Source organism: Microbacterium sp. X-17 (genome assembly GCF_039615055.1).
On sequence record NZ_JBDHNI010000003.1, the window covers coordinates 159961 to 176972 of the forward strand.

Annotated in this window: 20 protein-coding genes; 10 read left to right on the plus strand and 10 right to left on the minus strand. The window is 71.7% G+C overall.

Annotation, left to right across the window (positions count from 1 at the left end):
* Nucleotides 1-57 precede the first annotated feature (57 nt).
* The 4 genes from ABCS02_RS15100 to ABCS02_RS15115 are packed head-to-tail and all read left to right on the plus strand — an operon-like array spanning nt 58 to nt 3864.
* Complete coding sequence (locus ABCS02_RS15100; protein WP_345836488.1) at nt 58-1509, plus strand: NAD(P)/FAD-dependent oxidoreductase; 1452 nt, start codon at nt 58-60, stop codon at nt 1507-1509.
* A gap of 17 nt (nt 1510-1526) precedes the next feature.
* Nucleotides 1527-1892, plus strand: a complete 366-nt coding sequence (locus ABCS02_RS15105) for a Fe-S oxidoreductase (protein WP_345836489.1) — start codon at nt 1527-1529, stop codon at nt 1890-1892.
* Nucleotides 1889-2746 (plus strand): SDR family NAD(P)-dependent oxidoreductase, encoded by an 858-nt coding sequence (locus ABCS02_RS15110; RefSeq protein ID WP_345836490.1) that lies wholly within the window; start codon nt 1889-1891, stop codon nt 2744-2746. Before ABCS02_RS15105 ends, ABCS02_RS15110 begins: the two co-directional genes overlap by 4 nt.
* A 47-nt stretch (nt 2747-2793) precedes the next feature.
* Complete coding sequence (locus tag ABCS02_RS15115; RefSeq protein WP_345836491.1) at nt 2794-3864, plus strand: ATP-dependent DNA ligase; 1071 nt, start codon at nt 2794-2796, stop codon at nt 3862-3864.
* An 85-nt stretch (nt 3865-3949) separates the two neighbouring features.
* Here ABCS02_RS15115 and ligD read toward each other — a convergent pair whose 3' ends face one another.
* A complete protein-coding gene (ligD, locus tag ABCS02_RS15120; protein ID WP_345836492.1) occupies nt 3950-4969 on the minus strand; it encodes a non-homologous end-joining DNA ligase in 1020 nt (339 codons plus the stop codon).
* A 96-nt stretch (nt 4970-5065) separates the two neighbouring features.
* Here ligD and ABCS02_RS15125 point away from each other — a divergent pair, with 96 nt between their 5' ends.
* Together ABCS02_RS15125 and ABCS02_RS15130 are read left to right on the plus strand one after the other, a co-directional pair.
* Nucleotides 5066-5794 (plus strand): endonuclease/exonuclease/phosphatase family protein, encoded by a 729-nt coding sequence (locus tag ABCS02_RS15125; RefSeq protein WP_345836493.1) that lies wholly within the window; start codon nt 5066-5068, stop codon nt 5792-5794.
* Nucleotides 5795-5864: 70 nt separating this feature from the next.
* Nucleotides 5865-7307 carry a lipase maturation factor family protein gene (locus tag ABCS02_RS15130; RefSeq protein ID WP_345836494.1) on the plus strand — a complete coding sequence of 481 codons (1443 nt, stop codon included), beginning with the start codon at nt 5865-5867 and terminating at the stop codon, nt 7305-7307.
* Here ABCS02_RS15130 and ABCS02_RS15135 read toward each other — a convergent pair.
* The 4 genes from ABCS02_RS15135 to ABCS02_RS15150 form a co-directional block, all read right to left on the minus strand.
* Nucleotides 7301-7750: an HTH domain-containing protein gene (locus tag ABCS02_RS15135; RefSeq protein ID WP_345836495.1), complete on the minus strand. Its 450-nt coding sequence runs from the start codon at nt 7748-7750 to the stop codon at nt 7301-7303. The two genes, ABCS02_RS15130 and ABCS02_RS15135, sit on opposite strands and share 7 nt — an antisense overlap.
* A gap of 98 nt (nt 7751-7848) precedes the next feature.
* A complete protein-coding gene (locus ABCS02_RS15140) occupies nt 7849-8427 on the minus strand; it encodes a hypothetical protein (protein ID WP_345836496.1) in 579 nt (192 codons plus the stop codon).
* 129 nt (nt 8428-8556) lie between these two features.
* On the minus strand, nt 8557-9183 hold the full coding sequence (locus ABCS02_RS15145) for a hypothetical protein (RefSeq protein WP_345836497.1): 627 nt from the start codon (nt 9181-9183) through the stop codon (nt 8557-8559).
* A 90-nt stretch (nt 9184-9273) separates the two neighbouring features.
* On the minus strand, nt 9274-9669 hold the full coding sequence (locus tag ABCS02_RS15150; RefSeq protein WP_345836498.1) for a hypothetical protein: 396 nt from the start codon (nt 9667-9669) through the stop codon (nt 9274-9276).
* A gap of 106 nt (nt 9670-9775) precedes the next feature.
* On the opposite strand from ABCS02_RS15150, the gene ABCS02_RS15155 reads away from it, so the two are divergent.
* Nucleotides 9776-10078, plus strand: coding sequence for a DUF1905 domain-containing protein (locus tag ABCS02_RS15155; protein ID WP_345836499.1), 303 nt, complete (start codon nt 9776-9778; stop codon nt 10076-10078).
* Here the strand turns inward: ABCS02_RS15155 and ABCS02_RS15160 are convergent.
* The 3 genes from ABCS02_RS15160 to ABCS02_RS15170 form a co-directional block, all read right to left on the minus strand.
* Entirely contained in the window at nt 10075-11016 is a 942-nt protein-coding gene (locus ABCS02_RS15160; RefSeq protein ID WP_345836500.1) for an MBL fold metallo-hydrolase, read from the minus strand. The genes ABCS02_RS15155 and ABCS02_RS15160 overlap by 4 nt on opposite strands.
* A gap of 70 nt (nt 11017-11086) precedes the next feature.
* On the minus strand, nt 11087-12082 hold the full coding sequence (gene gap / locus ABCS02_RS15165) for a type I glyceraldehyde-3-phosphate dehydrogenase (protein ID WP_345836501.1): 996 nt from the start codon (nt 12080-12082) through the stop codon (nt 11087-11089).
* Nucleotides 12083-12242: 160 nt separating this feature from the next.
* Entirely contained in the window at nt 12243-13199 is a 957-nt protein-coding gene (locus tag ABCS02_RS15170) for a helix-turn-helix domain-containing protein (protein ID WP_345836502.1), read from the minus strand.
* Between the two features lie 54 nt (nt 13200-13253).
* On the opposite strand from ABCS02_RS15170, the gene ABCS02_RS15175 reads away from it, so the two are divergent.
* Complete coding sequence (locus tag ABCS02_RS15175; protein WP_345836503.1) at nt 13254-14540, plus strand: MFS transporter; 1287 nt, start codon at nt 13254-13256, stop codon at nt 14538-14540.
* A 4-nt stretch (nt 14541-14544) separates the two neighbouring features.
* Here the strand turns inward: ABCS02_RS15175 and ABCS02_RS15180 are convergent, their stop codons facing one another.
* Nucleotides 14545-14982, minus strand: a complete 438-nt coding sequence (locus ABCS02_RS15180) for a type II toxin-antitoxin system VapC family toxin (RefSeq protein ID WP_345836504.1) — start codon at nt 14980-14982, stop codon at nt 14545-14547.
* Nucleotides 14979-15224, minus strand: coding sequence for a type II toxin-antitoxin system prevent-host-death family antitoxin (locus tag ABCS02_RS15185; protein ID WP_345836505.1), 246 nt, complete (start codon nt 15222-15224; stop codon nt 14979-14981). The genes ABCS02_RS15180 and ABCS02_RS15185 overlap by 4 nt, the downstream gene beginning before the upstream one ends.
* A 128-nt stretch (nt 15225-15352) precedes the next feature.
* Here ABCS02_RS15185 and hpaH point away from each other — a divergent pair, with 128 nt between their 5' ends.
* Both hpaH and ABCS02_RS15195 read left to right on the plus strand, forming a co-directional pair.
* Nucleotides 15353-16138 carry a 2-oxo-hept-4-ene-1,7-dioate hydratase gene (gene hpaH, locus ABCS02_RS15190; RefSeq protein WP_345836506.1) on the plus strand — a complete coding sequence of 262 codons (786 nt, stop codon included), beginning with the start codon at nt 15353-15355 and terminating at the stop codon, nt 16136-16138.
* A complete protein-coding gene (locus tag ABCS02_RS15195) occupies nt 16123-16935 on the plus strand; it encodes an HpcH/HpaI aldolase/citrate lyase family protein (protein WP_345836507.1) in 813 nt (270 codons plus the stop codon). Before hpaH ends, ABCS02_RS15195 begins: the two co-directional genes overlap by 16 nt.
* Nucleotides 16936-17012 lie beyond the last annotated feature (77 nt).

Here is a 17012-nt window from a genome sequence, read left to right on the forward strand (position 1 = left end):
CGCTGCCCGGCCTTCCGGCCACGGACCCCCAAGACCACCGAGCACTGTGGAGGACACATGACCGCAACGACCGAGTACGACGTCATCGTCATCGGAGCCGGCACCGTCGGCGAGAACGTCGCCGACCGCGCCGCCCAGGGCGGCATGCGCACGGTGATCGTCGAGGCCGAGCTGATCGGGGGCGAATGCTCCTACTGGGCCTGCATCCCGTCGAAGACCCTGCTCCGCTCCGCTGCCGCGCTCCGGGCGGCGCAGCGGGTCGGCGGCGCCAGGGAGGCCGTCACCGGGCCGCTCGACGTCGCCGCAGTGCTCCGCCGGCGCGACTACATGACCAGCGACTGGACGGACGACGGGCAGGTGAAGTGGCTGCAGGGAGCGGGGATCGACCTGGTCCGCGGCTGGGCCACCATCTCCGCGCCCCGCGAGGTCACCGTCACGGGTGCGGACGGCGTGACGACCGTCCTCACCGCGAAGCACGCGGTCGCGGTGTGCACCGGCTCCGCGTCCCTCCTGCCCGACATCCCCGGCCTCCGCGAGAGCGAGCCGTGGACGAGCCGGGACGCGACGAGCGTGCAGCGGGTGCCGGTGTCGCTGGCGATCCTGGGCGGCGGGACGGTCGGGAGCGAGATGGCGACCGCGTACGCGGGGTTCGGAACCGAGGTGCACCTCATCGCGCGGCACGGGCTGCTCGGCGGAGCCGAGCCGTTCGCCGGCGAACGTGTCGCGGCCGCCCTCACGGCGCTCGGCGTCACCGTGCACCTCGATGTCGCGACCGAGTCCGTCGAGCGCACCGACGACGACCGGTACCGGGTCCGTCTCGGCGACGGCACGGTGGTCGAGACCGACGAGCTCCTGGTCGCGACCGGCCGGCTGCCGCGCACCTCGGGTCTCGGGCTGCAGAGCTTCGGGCTGGAGGACGGCGGCTGGCTCACCGTCGACGACAGCATGCGCGTGCTCGACGCGGCGGGCGAGCCGGTCGACGGCGGCTGGCTATACGCCGCGGGCGACGTCAACCACCGCGCGCTGCTCACCCACCAGGGCAAGTACCAGGCCCGCGCGGCCGGTGACGCGATCGCCGCCAGGGCGAAGGGCCACGAGGTGTCCATGGCGCCGTGGGGCGCGTTCGTCGCGACCGCCGACCACCAGGCGGTGCCGCAGGTCACCTTCACCGAGCCGGAGGTCGCCTCGGTCGGGCTGACCGCGGCCGCGGCCGACAAGGCCGGGTATCGCATCCGCGTGGTGGACTACCCGATCGGCTCAGTGAGCGGCGCCTACGTCCTGGCCGACGACTACGACGGCATGGCGCGCATGGTCGTGGACGAGGACCGCGGCGTCGTCCTCGGCGCGACCTTCGTCGGGCAGGACGTCGGCGAGCTGCTGCACTCGGCGACGGTCGCGATCGTCGGCGAGGTGCCGCTGGAGCGGCTGTGGCACGCCGTCCCGTCCTACCCCACCGTCAGCGAGGTCTGGCTGCGGCTGCTCGAGACCTACGGCCGGCCGACCACGTGACGGCGCGCGGAGATCTGGTGCGCTCGCTGTCGGCGGTCTTCCTGGACTCGCCGGTCAGCCGGCTCGGCTACCTGTACGCCACCGCGGTCGGGATGGTCTGGGGCTTCGCGTGGAGCACCGGGCGGGTCGAGCGCCGCGCCGGGCTGTTCGTGTTCCGCGGCATGCCGAAGCGGACCTTCGGCCGCGGCGGGTCGTGCGTCGGAGCGTGCTACCTCACCGACCGGAACGTGAGCGACGACGTCCTGGAGCACGAGGCCGTCCACAAGCGGCAGTGGCAGCGCTACGGCATGCTCTTCCCGTTCCTCTACCTGCTGGCCGGGCGCGACCCGCTGCGCAACCGGTTCGAGATCGAGGCCGGCCTCGAGAAGGGTGGCTACCGATGAACGCGAAGGAGCGTCGCACCGTCGTCGTCACCGGCGCCAGCTCCGGCATCGGCGCGGTCGCTGCGGGCCGGCTCGCCGCGGCCGGCGACGATGTCGCGGTGGTCGGCCGCGACCCGGAGCGGACGCGCGCGGTCGCGGAACGGGTCGGGGCCACACCGTTCCTCGCCGACTTCGAGCGGCTGGACGACGTCCGCGCGCTCGCCGCCGCCCTCCTCGACCGCTACGACATCATCGACGTGCTCGCGAACAACGCGGGCGGCCTGTACCACGAGCGGCGCGTCACGGTCGACGGGCACGAGCGCACCATCCAGCTCAACCACCTCGCGCCGTTCCTGCTCACCCGCCTCCTGCAGCCGCGATTGCTGGAGTCGGCGGCCGCGGGGCGGGACGTCCGCGTGGTGTCGACCGCGAGCATGGCCAACCAGTTCGGGCGCCTGCGGCTGGACGACCTCGACTGGGAGCGGCGACGTTGGCGCGGCGGCTGGCGGGCGTACGGCACGTCCAAGATCGCGACCATCCTGTTCGTCGCCGAGCTCGCGGAGCGGCTCACCGGCACCGGTGTCACGGCCTACTCGTTCCATCCGGGAACGGTCGTGACCCGGTTCGGCGCGAGCTCCCCGCTCATCCGGTTCGGCGGCGCCGTGACCGGCGGCCGGTACGGCGTCACCCCGGAGGAGGGCTCCGCCCCGCTGGAACGGCTCACCGGCCCGGTCCCGGTCGGGGCGCCGAGCGGCACCTACTTCGACAGGTTCACGGCCAACGGCCGGGTGACCGGGCAGGCGAAGGACCCGCAGCTCGCCCGCGACCTGTGGACGCTGAGCGAGGGGCTCACGGGGGTCGCGGAGCGGAGCTGACGTCCCGCGCCCTTCCGGACGGCTGCGTGTCACGGCATGATCGAGACATGCGTCCGACCTCCGGCTCCCCCGTCGCTCCCATGCTCGCCAAGGCGCTGCCCGCCGTCCCCGACCAGGACAGCGTCCCCGGCGGCCTCAGCTTCGAGCCCAAGTGGGACGGCTTCCGCGCGCTCGTCTACGCCGACGACGCCGGGGACGGCACGATCGGCGCGATCGAGATCGGCAGCCGCGGGTCCAAGATGCTGACCCGGTACTTTCCCGAGCTGATCGCCGCCTTCCGGGAGCTGCTGCCCGGGCCGTGCGTCCTCGACGGCGAGATCGTCGTCCCCACCGGCGAGCCCGGCGCCCAGCGGCTCGACTGGGAGGCCCTCTCGCAGCGCATCCACCCGGCCGCCAGCCGCGTGAAGCTGCTCTCGGAGCAGACCCCCGCCACCTTCGTCGCGTTCGACCTGCTCGCCCTCGGCGCCGAGTCCTACCTCGACCGGCCGTTCTCCGAGCGGCGCGCGGCCCTGGAGGAGTTCGCCGGCGACCTCCCCGACCCCATCAAGGTCACCCGGACGACCGTCGACACCGAGCGTGCCCGGCAGTGGCTGGTCGAGTTCGAGGGCGCAGGGCTGGACGGCGTCGTCGCCAAGCCGCTGGACGGCGTGTACGCCCCGAACAAGCGGACAATGCTCAAGATCAAGCACCACCGCACCGCCGACGTCGTCGTGCTCGGCTACCGGGTGCACAAGAGCGGCCAGGGCGTCGGGTCGCTCCTCGTCGGGCTCTACGGCGACGACGGGGTGCTGCGCAACGTCGGCGGGGTGTCCGCGTTCAGCGACAAGGTGCGGCTCCAGCTCGTCGACGACCTGGAGCCGCTGGTCGAGCGCGACGACAGCGGCGCGGCCGTCACCGGCGAGACCGACCGCAGCCGGTTCTCGGCCAGCAAGGACGTGTCGTTCGTGCGCCTGCGCCCGGAGCGCGTCATGGAGGTGCGCTACGACCAGATGGAGGGCTGGCGCTTCCGCCACACCGCGCAGTTCGAGCGCTGGCGCCCCGACCGCGACGCCGCCTCCTGCACCTACGACCAGCTCGACCGCCCCATCGCCTACGACCTGGCCGACGTCATGTCCTAACCCCCTAAACCCCCGCCATGAATTCCTGAGTTGCGTACGCGACACGCCGGAGTCGGGCGTACACAACTCCGGAACGGATGGCTGGTCAGGCCTTTTTGGCGCGGGAGGGTTGGACGCGCGGGGGCTCGCCGGGCATCTTGGGGTAGTCGGGTGGGAAGGGGAGCTCGCCGAGGCCGTTGTCGAGGTCGCGCTGCCACCAGCCGAGCAGCGTGTCGATCGTGCCGGGACGCTCGCCGAAGTCCTGCCACGGGTCGCCCGTGCTGCGCAGCCGCTCCGGCACCGTGCGCACCGTGAAGTCGCGCGGGTCGACCTCCGGAAGCTCGTCCCAGGTCACCGGCGTGGAGACCGGCGCGTGGGCCAGCGCCCGAGGGCTGTAGGCGCCCGCCATCGTGCGGTCGCGGTTGGCCTGGTTGAAGTCGACGAAGATCCGCTCGCCGCGCTCCTCCTTCCACCACGCCGTCGTCACCTTCTCCGGCATCCGCCGCTCCAACTCGCGCGCCGCCGCGATGACCGCGTGCCGCACGTCGAGGAACTCCCGCTTCGGCTCGATCGGCGCGAACACGTGAAGGCCGCGGTTGCCCGAGGTCTTGATGTACGCCTCCAGCCCCGCCTCGAAGAGCACCGCGCGCAGCTCGATCGCGGCCGGGATGGCGTCGGTGAAGTCTGTGCCGGGCTGCGGGTCGAGGTCGATCCGGAGCTGGTCCGGGTTGTCCGAGTCCTCCGCCCGCGACGGCCACGGGTGGAAGACCACCGTGTTCATCTGCGCCGCCCACACCGCGGCGGCCGGCTCGTCGATCACGAGCTGCGGGTGCGACCGCGCGCTCGGGTAGACGACCATCACCGAGCGCACGAAGTCCGGCGTGCCGCGCGGCGGGTTCTTGGAGAAGAACTGCTCGCCGTCGATCCCGTCCGGGAAGCGCTGCAGCGACAGCGGCCGGTCGCCGTTGGCCCGGACGAACGCCTCCCCCACCTCCACCAGGTAGTTCGCGAGGTCGAGCTTCGTGATCCCGAGCTCCGGGTAGAGCACCCTGCCCGGGCTCGAGATGCGGATCTCCCGATCCCCGTGCGGCCCGGGGACCGTGAGGATGACTGCGTCGCCTGCCATGCGACCACCGTACCGGCACAACGGGCGATGACCAGGGTGTGAATTCCGTGTGGGATGTCGGAGGTCATCGTTGCGCACCCTGCGGGTTGGGCCACAATGAGCGGTGACCCGGGTGTTCCCCGGCGACCCTACGACGCGAGGAGGTGCAGGACACTGAGACTCATCAGCTACAACCTGCGCAAGCACGCCGCCGGTCACGAGCTCGAGGACATCGCCAAGACGTACGACGTCGACGCGCTGTGCCTGCAGGAGTGCGACAGCGAGGCGCTCGCGCCGCGGCTGCACGACCTCCAGCTCGCCGACGCCACCAGGGCCAACCGGCTCGGCCTCGCCGTGTACGTCCGCGACGAGCGGTGGGAGGTGCTGGACACGCAGGTCTTCGCCGTGCAGAAGTCCCTCCACGACCGCGTGCTCGCCCCCGCCAGCGAGCGGCTGCTCGCCGTGCTGCTGCGCGACCGCGACTCCGGCGAGCGCGTGCTGGTCGGCTCGTTCCACGCCGCCCCGCTGACGGCCTCCAACTCGCTGCGCCGCAAGCAGATCGCGGCCGCCCACGAGGGGATGCGCTCGCTCGCGCCGGAGACGCCCGCGATCATGGTCGGCGACTTCAACTACCCGTGGTTCATCCGCGGGCTGGAGCGGCACCTGACCACCTCCGGCTACACGCTCAAGCGCAGCGACGAGCCGACCTACCTGCGCTACAAGTTCTTCAGCGGCTACTTCGACTTCGTGACCTCCACGGGCTTCGACGTGGAGCGGGTGGATGTGCTGCCCGCGGGTGCGTCCGACCACCGGGCCATCCGGCTGGACGCGGAGCTGGCGGCCTAGCCCCGGCTCGATCCGCCCCGTCCCGATCCAGCGTTCGCCCGCCGCCGCGGCGAGCGTACGGTGAGGTCCGATGGATGCGCTTGGCTGGCTGGCCGGGACCGACTACACGATCGCGCGGGAGATCCTGCAGCGCGGTGTGGCGGCCCTGTATGTCGTGGCGTTCCTCTCGGCCGTCGCGCAGTTCCCCGCGCTGCTGGGCGAGCACGGCCTCCTGCCCGCGCCGCGCTTCCTGCGGTCGACCTACGCCAGGAGGCAGCCGACGCTGTTCCGCTGGCGGTACTCCGACCGGCTGCTGCGCGCCGTCGCCTGGACCGGCGCCGCGCTCGCCGCGCTCGCTGTGTTCGGTGTGCTGCAACTCACCCCGTCGTACGTGTTCGTGCCGGTGTTCCTGATCATCTGGTTCCTGTACCTCTCGATCGCGAACATCGGGCAGACCTTCTACGGCTTCGGCTGGGAGAGCCTGATCTGCGAGGCCGGCTTCACCGTCGCCTTCCTCGGCTCCTGGGACACCGCTCCCCCGATCACGATCGTCATCCTGCTGCGCTGGCTGGTGTTCCGGCTGGAGTTCGGCGCCGGGATGATCAAGATGCGCGGCGACCGGTCCTGGCGCGACCTGACGGCGCTGTACTACCACCACGAGACCCAGCCGATGCCGAACCCGCTGAGCCGCACCGCGCACCTGCTGCCGAAGTGGTGGCACCGCGTGGAGGTGCTCGGCAACCACTTCGCGCAGCTGGTCGTGCCGTGGCTGCTGTTCCTCCCGCAGCCGGTCGCGAGCGCGGCGGCGGTGGTGGTCATCCTGACCCAGCTCTGGCTCGTCGCGACCGGCAACTTCGCCTGGCTCAACTGGATCACGATCGTGCTCGCGTTCGCGGGCGTGAGCGACGGCGCGTGGCGGTGGATCAGCGGCGGCGTCATCCACGGCGGGATCGGCGCGGCGGAGGTGCCGCTCTGGTACGCCGTCGTCGCGCTGCTGGTGAGCGCGTTCCTGGTGGCGCTGAGCTGGTGGCCGCTGCGGAACCTGTTCCGCCGGCGCCAGCTGATGAACGCGAGCTTCAACCGCTGGCACCTGGTCAACGCCTACGGCGCGTTCGGGAGCGTCACGAAGGAGCGCTACGAGGTGGTCGTGGAGGGCACGGCCGACGACCCGCACGATCCCGGCGCCGAATGGCGCGAGTACGGCTTCAAGGGCAAGCCGGGCGACGTGCGGAGGCTGCCCCGCCAGTACGCGCCGTACCACCTGCGGCTGGACTGGCTGATGTGGTTCCTGGCGCTGGGCTCCCGGGACTCGCCGTGGTTCGAGGTCTTCCTGCTACGGCTGCTGGAGGCCGACCGGCCGACGCTCCGGCTGCTGCGGGACGACCCGTTCGGCGGCGCGGCGCCGCGGTCGGTGCGGGCGCGGATGTTCCTGTACCGGTTCGCGACGCACGCGGAGAAGCGCGCGACCGGGGATCGCTGGGTGCGGTCGGAGGTCGGGACGCTGGTGCCGCCGGTGGCGCTGCGGGGTCAATAGGGTCTGGCGTTAGCGATTGCGAGGCTCAGATAGGAGGCCCGGACAGCAAGCCGGTACTTCCGCTCGGGAGCCACCGCCGCCGGGTCTACGAGACAGGCCTCGATGTCATCCAGGTTCGTGGCTGTGAGCAGGGCGATGTTGTGCGTAGTCAACGCGAACTCGATGGTGAGTCCTTCGAGAATCGCCTTCAGGCGTTCATCGTCTCCGATCTCCATCCCCTGGGTCAGTTGCGCAGCAAGGCCGGATAAGCGGATGCTTTCGTCGCTTGACAGCGGGAACACCGCCGCTGACATCCCCACCTCGTCACGATTCGATTCCTCGAGAACCGCCCCGAGGCGTTCTCCGGCGATTCCTGTGATTGCCTCCAATGCGGTCTGTGACACGCGGCCCTCCGCGACGATGCGCCGCAGCTCAGCCACAGTGTTGAAGGTGGTTCCGCCCATCGGATAGTTCCTTCCCGCATTGTCTTGTCGACGCGCACCCGATCCCGCTCGAACACTACGCGGGTGCTCCGATTCACACACGCGATGACAGGGTTTCGCTAGTTCTTGAACGTCGTGTAGTTCGGCATGGTCTTGGCAGCGGCCGCACCCAGAAGGAATGCCGTTCCTTCGAGAACGCCGCTGTAGGTGTGGCCGCGCAAGTTGCTGGTAGGGACGGAGCCGGAGAATCCGAGTACCGGTGTCCGACCCCCGGATCCGCCGTGGGAGATGTCAGTCACCGTGAAGACGCCCACGAAGGTCGTCACCGGGATGGACATCGCGATTCCATAGCGGAACGCGCCATTTGAACCAGTGACTGTCAGCGTGCCTGCGTTGCCGTTGAAGACAGCGCGCGACAAGATCCCGGCGCCAGATTCGTCCGGAGCGATCCGCTCCATTCCGACCGTCACAGTCTCACCCTCGGCGAATGTGATGGTCTCACCGCCGACTGTGAGTTCATAGCTCGGCTCGCCAGCCTCGGCCGCGTTCGCCGGCGGCGCAGTCACCCCGATCGCGAAGATGGCGGCGACGAAGGCGACGAGGACAACTGAGAGTCCGCGCTTGGGTCGAGTTGGAGCCGTGTGCGCTACGTACGCGAGCTCGTTTTCATCCCGACCGACATTGGTTGATTCACTCATGGTGGCTCCTCTTTGAGATCCGAACCGACGAAACGGTTCAGGCCACATCTAACCATGTAACTCTCAAATATCTCAACTGGAGTGCGGAACAAATCCGCGCCCTGAGGTCGTACTCGAGAGGCGGGAGCCTCAGTACCCCGTGTGCTGCTCCTCCAGCCGGGCCAGGTCGCGCCAGATCAGCAGCTTGAGCCGGCCCGGCTTCTCGCGCTCGTAGTCGGCCTTCAGCGCCTCCGCCCCGGAGAAGGCGTCCAGCCCGGCCTCGATCGCACGGCCGACCTCGTCCCAGGCGTCCACCCGGCCGCGCTCCACCAGCGCGAGCAGCTCCTCCTCGGAGTCGGCCTTCGCCCGCAGCGCGCTCGCCAGCGCGACCGCCGCGTCCCGGCGCAGGCGCAGGTTCGCCACGTCGACGTCGCGGTAGTCGTGCGGGTGGGTCGCGTCGCCGCGGAGCCCCTGCGCGACCTCCAGGTCGGCGTCGATCCGGCCGGCGGCCTCGCCCTGCTCGGAGGCGAGCTCGCGCAGCAGGTGCGCCGCCTCGCCGGTGTGCCTGGCCGGGTCGAAGTCGTTCCCGTACTGCAGCGTGTCGACCACGATGTGGTTCTTGACCGCCATCCTCGTGGCGTATTCCGCCAGGAGCATACCTTCGTCGACGGTCTGCTCCAGCGTGGGCGCGGCGGGCTCCGGCAGGGCGTCCTCGTCGAAGGGACGCGTGCGCACGGTCTTCACCGTGGGCCTCCTGAGCCAGTTCGGCCAGCGCATGGCCACAGCCTTTCGGGTCGGTCGGGGACGCCGGGCGTCGGCGCCACCTCCCATTCTGTCCGATCGCGCCGACAGCACGGCGCGTCGGGCTCAGCCGCGGCTCGCGAAGAACGCGTTGGCGCGCTGCGTGTAGAGCAGCGACAGCATGACCACGGCCCAGAGAAGCTCGAGAATCGCGCTGAAGAACTGCCCGCTGAACAGCAGGAGGAACCCGCCGACCGCGTTGAGGATCATGACGACGGTGACGATCCCGCGCGCGAAGCGACTGCCGTTCAGGAGGCCGCGGGCGACGACGAGGATCACGATCCCGAGGATGATCACCAGGATCGCGGACGTGGTGATCCCGGCGATCGCGCCCGCGTTCGACGCGCGCACCATCTGGTCGCGGGTGAACAGGATGACCACGCCCCCGACGATGTTGAGGACGCCGTTGATGTAGGCGAGCACGGCGACGAACGTGACGGTGCCGGGGCGGGTGGCTGGCATGGATCCTCCTGACGGTCGGTGCGAGGATAGCGCCGCGGGTGCGCCGCCGGGCAGGGGCGTCGGCGCGATCCAGGCGGATGTCGGCGGTCGGTGGCAGGCTGGGGTGATGGCCGGCGTGCGTTACGAGTTCGAGACGGAGCTGTTCCGCTGGGAGGCGCGGCGCGACCTGTGGGTGTTCGCCCGCCTGCCCGACGACATCTCGGAGGAGATCCGCCTGCAGCCGCATCCGCCCGCCGGGTGGGGGTCGGTCAAGGTGATGGTGACGCTCGGCGGCTCTCGTTGGTCGACGTCGGTGTTCCCGGAGAGTGCGGACGGGGCGTACGTGGTGGCCATCAAGGGGGACGTGCGGAGGCGTGAGGGTGTCGGGCTCGGGGATCGGGTGACACTGGGCGTGGAGACGATGCTTTAGGCCCGTCGGGCGACGAACTCCCGGTGCTGTGCCGTCTGACGCAGCGCGGAGAGCAGGGTGAACCCGGCGAGCCCGTCCCAGCCGCCGGTCCAGGTCAGGGTGCGTGCGACCTCCCACACCGTGCCGCCGGGGTGGGCGGCGACCTCGTCCGCGCGGCGGAGGTGGTGGGCGGCGAGGGCCGAGCAGCGCTCGCGTAGGCCGGTGAACGGGTCCTCGTGGCCGGGGAGCGCGCGGAGGCCGTCGCGATCGAGGAGCGCGACCCGGTCGAGCGATGCGAGGTAGTCGGCGATCGGGTTGCTCTCGGTGGGGCCGCCCAGTCCCAGACCGGAGTTGATCGTCGGCAGCACATGGTCGCCGGTGAGGAGGAGGCCGGCCTCCTCGTCGTGCAGGCAGAGGTGGCCGCCGGTGTGGCCGGGCGTCCCGACGACGCGGAGGCGGCGGCCGGGAAGGTCGAGCACGTCGCCGTCCGTCAGCGCGCCGGTGATCACCGCGTCCACGAGCTGAGTCGCCGGACCCGTCGGCACGGCCGCGGCGGCGAGGAGTTCGGGGCGGCGCTCGGCGGGTACGCCCCAGGCCTCCAGGTCGGGAGCGGGGAGGCCCGCGGCGATCAGTCCGAGCGCGGCTCGCTCGCGCTCGTGGACGAGGACGGAGGCGCCCGTCTCTGCCGCCAGCGCCGCAGCACCCCCGGCGTGGTCGGCATGCAGGTGGGTCAGCACGATCGAGGCGACCGGGGCGCCGCCGAGGGCCGCCCGCAGGGTCTCGTGAGCCTCCGGGGTCGCGGAGCCCGGGTCGATCACGTGGACGCGGTCGTCCGCGTCCTCGATCAGGTAGGCGTTGCTGAACGGGAGGCCGGTGCCGGGCGGCATGAGGATGCGCACGCGGCGGACGCCCGGCGCGATCGACTCGGCAGCGTGGTCGGCGGCGGAGTGCGACGGCATCCCCTCACGGTAGCCGACAGACAACGGACCGCGCCCCAGCGGGACGCGGTCCGTCGGCACTGCGGAGGACTCAGCCGGCGAGCAGCGCCAGCGAGTCGACGACGCGGTTGGAGAAGCCCCACTCGTTGTCGTACCAGGCGACGACCTTCACGTGGCGGCCGTCCACGCGGGTGAGCTCCGAGTCGAAGATGGACGACGCCGGGTTGCCGGTGATGTCGGAGGAGACCAGCGCGTCCTCCGAGTACTCCAGGACGCCGGCGAGCGCGCCCTCGGCGGCGGCGCGGTACGCGGCCAGCACCTCCTCGCGGGTGACATCGCGGGCGACGACGGTGTTCAGCTCCACGATCGAGCCGACCGGGACGGGCACGCGGATCGAGTCGCCGGACAGCTTGCCGTCCAGGTTCGGCAGGACCAGGCCGATCGCCTTGGCGGCGCCGGTCGTGGTCGGGACGATGTTGACCGCGGCGGCGCGGGCACGGCGCGGGTCGCGGTGCGGGCCGTCCTGCAGGTTCTGCTCCTGCGTGTACGCGTGCACCGTGGTCATGAAGCCGTGCTCGATGCCGGCCAGGTCGTCCAGGACCGCGGCGAGCGGCGCGAGCGCGTTCGTGGTGCACGAGGCGTTCGACACGATCGTGTGGACGGCCGGGTCGTAGGCGTCGGTGTTGACGCCGTAGGCGAGGGTGACGTCCGCGCCGTCGGCGGGGGCGCTGACGAGGACCTTCTTCGCGCCGGCCTCCAGGTGGGCGCGCGCGGCGGTCGCGGAGGTGAACCGGCCGGTGGACTCCAGCACGATGTCCACGCCGAGCTCGGCCCACGGGAGCTGCGCCGGCTCGCGCTCGGCGAGGACGCGGATGCGGTGGCCGTCGACCACGAGGACGTCGCCGTCCACAGTGACGGGGCGGCCGAGGCGACCCGCGGTGGAGTCGAAGGCCAGGAGCTTGGCGAGCGCGGCCGGCTCGGTCAGGTCGTTGACGGCCACGACCTCCAGGTCGGTGTCGCGCTCCAGGAGGGCGCGGAGGACGTTGCGACCGATGCGGCCGAAGCCGTTGATGGCGATGCGGGTCATGCGGAGGGGATCCTTTCGTTCCCCTCAAGGCTCGCCGCTGCGCTGCCGCGCCGCCAGCGGCGCGATCGCCACGCTTCACAAGGATCCCGCCAGCCGACATTCGTGCCGAATGGCGCGAATGCGTTGCTGATTCGCGCCATTCGGCACGAATCGGGGTGGCTCAGCCGGCGTCGCCGCTGAAGGTGCGGCGGTACTCGCTCGGCGTGGTGCCGAGGATGCGCTGGAAGTGCAGGCGCAGGTTCGCGCCGGTGCCGAGCCCGACGTCCGCCGCGATCTGCTCGACGCTGAGCTCGGAGCGCTCCAGCAGCTCGCGGGCCACGTCGATCCGCGCCCGCATCACCCACTGCATGGGCGTGTAGCCGGTGTCCTCCACGAAGCGGCGGGAGAACGTGCGCGGCGACACGGCGGCCCTGCGGGCGAGCACCTCCAGCGTGAGCGGGTCCCCGAGCCGGTGCAGCGCCCACTCGCGGACGGCCGCGAAGCGTTCGCCGAGCGGCTCCGGGACGCTGCGCGGGACGTACTGCGCCTGTCCCCCGCTGCGGTACGGCGCGGCGACCAGGCGGCGGGCGGCGTGGTTGGCGGCGGCGATGCCGAGGTCGCCGCGGAGGATGTGCAGGCAGAGGTCGATCCCGCTGGCCGCGCCGGCCGAGGTGAGCACGTCACCCTCGTCGACGAACAGCACGTTCTCGTCCACCCGGATCAGCGGATGGCGCTGGGCGAGCGCGCGCGTGTAGTGCCAGTGCGTCGTGGCGCGCTTGCCGTCGAGGAGGCCGGTCGCCGCGAGCGCGAAGGCGCCGGTGGAGATCGCGGCCAGCCGGGCGCCGCGCGCGTGCGCCGCGAGCAGGGCCTCCACCACCGCGGCCGGCGGGTCGTCGCGGTCGGGATGCCGGTAGCCGGGCAGGAACACGATGTCCGCCCAGCCGAGCGCCTCCAGGCCGTGCGCCACATGGTACGAGAGCCCGTCGCCACCGGTCACGAGCCCGGGGGCCGCGCCGCACACCCGGACCTCGTACGGCATGCTCGCGCGCGTGGTGAACACCTGCGCCGGGATGCCGACGTCCAGCGGCTTGGCGCCCTCCAACACGAGGACGGCGACGCGATGCAGACGGTCCGACACGGGTTCAGGCTAGCGGGGCGGGCGGGGTCCTACGCTGAAGCCCATGGAGTTGTCGTGACGTCCGGCGATCGGGTCCTCGCCGCGGACGAGGCGCTGCGCCGCCGGGTCCAGCGCCGCACGCTCGCCGTGGTGGTCGCCAGCCAGGTGCTCGGCGGCGCGGGTCTCGCCGCCGGTGTCACGGTCGGCGCCCTGCTGGCCCAGGAGCTGGTCGGGGCGGACTCGCTCGCCGGCCTCCCCGCCGCGCTGTTCACGCTGGGTTCGGCCGGCGCCGCGTTCGTCGTGGGCCGGGTCAGCCAGCGGCGTGGACGGCGGATCGGGCTCGGGATCGGCTTCGGCGCCGGCGGCCTCGGTGCGCTCGGTGTCGTCCTCGCCGCGGCCACCGACGACGTCCCGCTCCTCTTCGTCGCGCTCCTGGTCTACGGCGCGGGGACCGCGACGAACCTGCAGGCGCGCTATGCCGGCTCGGACCTGGCCGCGCCGTCCTCCCGGGGCACGGCGGTGAGCGTGGCGCTGGTCTCAACGACGCTGGGTGCGGTCGCGGGACCGAACCTCGTCGCGCCGATGGGCTCGGTGGCGGTCGCGCTCGGCATCCCCGCGCTCGCCGGGCCGTTCCTGCTCGCGGCGGCGGCGTACCTCCTGGCGGGGCTCGTGCTGGTGCTGCTGCTGCGGCCGGACCCGTTGCTGCTCGCGCGGCGACTGGCGGCGGACGCGGCGTCCGCGGCGTCTGCGGCGTCGGCCGAACGGGACGCAGCGGCGCCGGCACCGGTCCCACCGGTCGGCCGCGGCGCGATCGTCGGCGCGGCCGTGATGATCCTGACCCAGATCGCCATGGTCGCGATCATGACCATGACGCCGGTGGAGATGCGCGCCCACCACCACGACCTCTCCGAGGTGGGCGTGGTCATCGGGATCCACATCGCCGCGATGTACCTGCCGTCGCCGCTCACCGGACTCCTGGTGGACAGGGTCGGCCGCATCCCGATGGCTGTCGCCGCCGCCGTCACACTGCTCGCCGCCGGCATCGTCGGCGCGATCGCCCCCGCGGACTCGCTCGGGCTCCTCGTGCTGGCCCTCACGCTCCTCGGTCTCGGCTGGAACTTCGGCCTGATCTCCGGCACGGCCCTCGTCATCGACGCGACCACTCCCGCGAACCGCGCCAGGACGCAGGGCACGATCGACGTGCTGATCGCACTGGCGGGCGCGGGCGGCGGCGCGATGTCCGGCGTCGTGATGGCGAGCGCCGGCTACGCGCTGCTGTCGATCGCGGGCGGGGTGCTCTCCGCGCTGCTGGTGCCGGTCGTGTTCTGGGCGCTGCGGCCGCGGTCGACGGCGCGGCCGTGAGGGCCTACCGGCTGGGGATCTTGGCGAACCGGGTGATCCACGGATTGAACATGCTGACGCCGAACGGCTCGAAGTCGCGCTCATTGCGGGTGACCAGCGTCAAATTGCCGATCTCGGCCGTCGCGGCGATCAGCGCGTCCCGCTCGGGGCGCGGATCGGGTACGTGGTAGCCGGCGGCCAGCCCGGCGACCTCGGCGTCGACGGGGAGGATGCGTTCGTGGAAGATCATCATCACGTCGTCCTGCCATCGCCTGAGCATGATCCCCTGCGCGGGGTCGACGCGCTCCTTGCGCTGGATGCCGAGTTCGAGCTCGAAGATCGTGATCGCCGAGAGATAGAGCGAGAACGGGTTCTGCCGTTCGAGCCAGCGGATGACGTCCGGGTCCTCACGCTCGGGACGGCGGGTCGCCGACAGCGTCATGGTGTCGAGCAGCCACTTCACAGGTCGATCTCTCTCGCCTGGAAGGTCATCGGCGGGAACTCGACGTCGAAATCTGCGTCGTCGTCCTGGCGGAGGAGGTCGACGATGTTGTCGGCCGTCCCCGTGATCTGCCTGTACGTCGCGTAGGTCAGCAGCACGAACGACGGCTCGCCGCGGTCGGTGATGATCAACGGCTCTGTGGCCGCCTCCCGCTTCGCCGCCGAGGTGTCCTGATTGAACGCCCTGGCCGTCATGATCGCCATGCTCGCCTCCCCAAGGTAGCTACGTAGCTACAAACGCTACCACACGGGAGGAGATGGATGATATACGATCCAGAGCGGGTCTCCTCCGGGCCCGGATGACGCCCTCCGACGACGACAGGGAGCCGCCGATGCTCGACACCTCCACCATCCACGCGATCGCGGACGAGCTCGCGGACGCCGAACGCGAGCGCGCGACGGTCCCGCTGCTGACGGCCCGCCACCCCGGCATGACGGTGGACGACGCCTACGCCGTGCAGGGCGTCTGGGTCGAGCGCGGGCTCGCCGCAGGGCGCAGGCTGGTCGGCCGCAAGATCGGGCTGACCTCGAAGGTGATGCAGCAGGCGACGGGGATCACCGAGCCGGACTACGGCGCGATCTTCGCGGACATGGTCTACGAGACGGGGGCGGTCATCCCGTTCGACCGGTACTCGAACGTGCGGATCGAAGTCGAGCTGGCCTTCGTGCTCGCCGAGCCGCTGGCGGGGCCGGACGTCACGCTCTTCGACGTGCTCGACGCGACCCGGTACGTCGTGCCCGCGCTGGAGATCCTGAGCTCTCGCATCGAGCTGGCGGGCCGCACCATCGTCGACACCATCTCCGACAACGCCGCGATGGGCGGCATGGTCGTCGGCGGCCGCCCGGTCGCGCCCGACGCGGTCGACCTGCGCTGGGTGTCCGCGCTGCTGTACCGCAACGAGACCATCGAGGAGTCCGGCGTCGCCGCCGCGGTGCTCGACCATCCCGCCGCCGGCGTCGCGTGGCTCGCGAACAAGCTCGCGCAGCACGGGACGCGTCTGGAGGCCGGGGACATCGTCCTCGCCGGCTCGTTCACCCGCCCGCTCTGGGTGGAGCGCGGCGACACCATCCACGCCGACTACGGGACCCTGGGAGCCGTGACATGCCGATTCGCCTGACCCCCGCGCCCACCTTCGCCGACCGCCTGCGCGCGGCCGACCGCACCCTGTACGGGATGTGGTCGTGCGCGGGCAGCCCGCTCGTCGCCGAGATCTGCGCGGGCAGCGGGCTCGACATCCTGCTGATCGACGGCGAGCACTCCCCCGTCGGGCTGGAGTCGATCCTCGCGCAGCTGCAGGCGGCGGCCGCCTACCCGGTCGTCCCGGTAGTGCGCGCGCCGATCGGGGACGCCGTGATCCTCAAGCAGCTCCTCGACCTGGGCGCGCAGAACGTGCTCGTGCCGATGGTGTCCAGCGTGCGGGAGGCCGAGGAGATGGTGCGGGCGGTGCGGTATCCGCCGCTCGGCGTCCGCGGGGTCGGCAGCGCACTGGCGCGGTCGTCGCGCTGGAGCCGCATCCCGGACTACCTGGCGCGCGCCCACGAGCTGGTGTCGCTGACCGTGCAGATCGAGACCACCGACGGGCTCCGTGCCGCAGGCGCCATCGCGGCGGTGGAGGGCGTGGACGCCCTGCTCGTCGGCCCCGCGGACCTCGCCGCGTCGATGGGCCTGCTCGGCCAGCAGGACCACCCGGACGTGGTGGCCGCCGTCGAGAGTGTCATCCGCGCGGGGCGGGAGGCCGGGACGCCGGTGGGCGTGAATGCGTTCGACCCGGCGATGGCCGCCCGGTACGCGGAGGCCGGCGCCGCCTATGTGCTGGTCGGCAGCGATGTGACGCTGCTGGCGCGCGCCTCGGAGGGGCTCGCGTCGCGGTTCATCGGGGACGCCGACAGCGGTCCGGCCCCGGCGTCGTACTGACGCCCTTCCCCACGTCAGCCAGATCGTATACAATCTCGAATACGTTCCACCCCATCCCCGACGACGAGGAGACCTGA

Bases quoted from the DNA above. Each gene is read 5' to 3' on its own strand.
- ABCS02_RS15100 (WP_345836488.1), top strand. From the start codon at position 58: ATGACCGCAACGACCGAGTACGACGTCATCGTCATCGGAGCCGGCACC.
- ABCS02_RS15110 (WP_345836490.1), top strand. From the start codon at position 1,889: ATGAACGCGAAGGAGCGTCGCACCGTCGTCGTCACCGGCGCCAGCTCC.
- ABCS02_RS15115 (WP_345836491.1), top strand. From the start codon at position 2,794: ATGCGTCCGACCTCCGGCTCCCCCGTCGCTCCCATGCTCGCCAAGGCG.
- ligD (WP_345836492.1), bottom strand. From the start codon at position 4,969: ATGGCAGGCGACGCAGTCATCCTCACGGTCCCCGGGCCGCACGGGGAT.
- ABCS02_RS15125 (WP_345836493.1), top strand. From the start codon at position 5,066: ATGAGCGGTGACCCGGGTGTTCCCCGGCGACCCTACGACGCGAGGAGG.
- ABCS02_RS15130 (WP_345836494.1), top strand. From the start codon at position 5,865: ATGGATGCGCTTGGCTGGCTGGCCGGGACCGACTACACGATCGCGCGG.
- ABCS02_RS15135 (WP_345836495.1), bottom strand. From the start codon at position 7,750: ATGGGCGGAACCACCTTCAACACTGTGGCTGAGCTGCGGCGCATCGTC.
- ABCS02_RS15140 (WP_345836496.1), bottom strand. From the start codon at position 8,427: ATGAGTGAATCAACCAATGTCGGTCGGGATGAAAACGAGCTCGCGTAC.
- ABCS02_RS15145 (WP_345836497.1), bottom strand. From the start codon at position 9,183: ATGCGCTGGCCGAACTGGCTCAGGAGGCCCACGGTGAAGACCGTGCGC.
- ABCS02_RS15150 (WP_345836498.1), bottom strand. From the start codon at position 9,669: ATGCCAGCCACCCGCCCCGGCACCGTCACGTTCGTCGCCGTGCTCGCC.
- ABCS02_RS15155 (WP_345836499.1), top strand. From the start codon at position 9,776: ATGGCCGGCGTGCGTTACGAGTTCGAGACGGAGCTGTTCCGCTGGGAG.
- ABCS02_RS15160 (WP_345836500.1), bottom strand. From the start codon at position 11,016: ATGCCGTCGCACTCCGCCGCCGACCACGCTGCCGAGTCGATCGCGCCG.
- gap (WP_345836501.1), bottom strand. From the start codon at position 12,082: ATGACCCGCATCGCCATCAACGGCTTCGGCCGCATCGGTCGCAACGTC.
- ABCS02_RS15185 (WP_345836505.1), bottom strand. From the start codon at position 15,224: ATGGCGATCATGACGGCCAGGGCGTTCAATCAGGACACCTCGGCGGCG.
- hpaH (WP_345836506.1), top strand. From the start codon at position 15,353: ATGCTCGACACCTCCACCATCCACGCGATCGCGGACGAGCTCGCGGAC.
- ABCS02_RS15195 (WP_345836507.1), top strand. From the start codon at position 16,123: ATGCCGATTCGCCTGACCCCCGCGCCCACCTTCGCCGACCGCCTGCGC.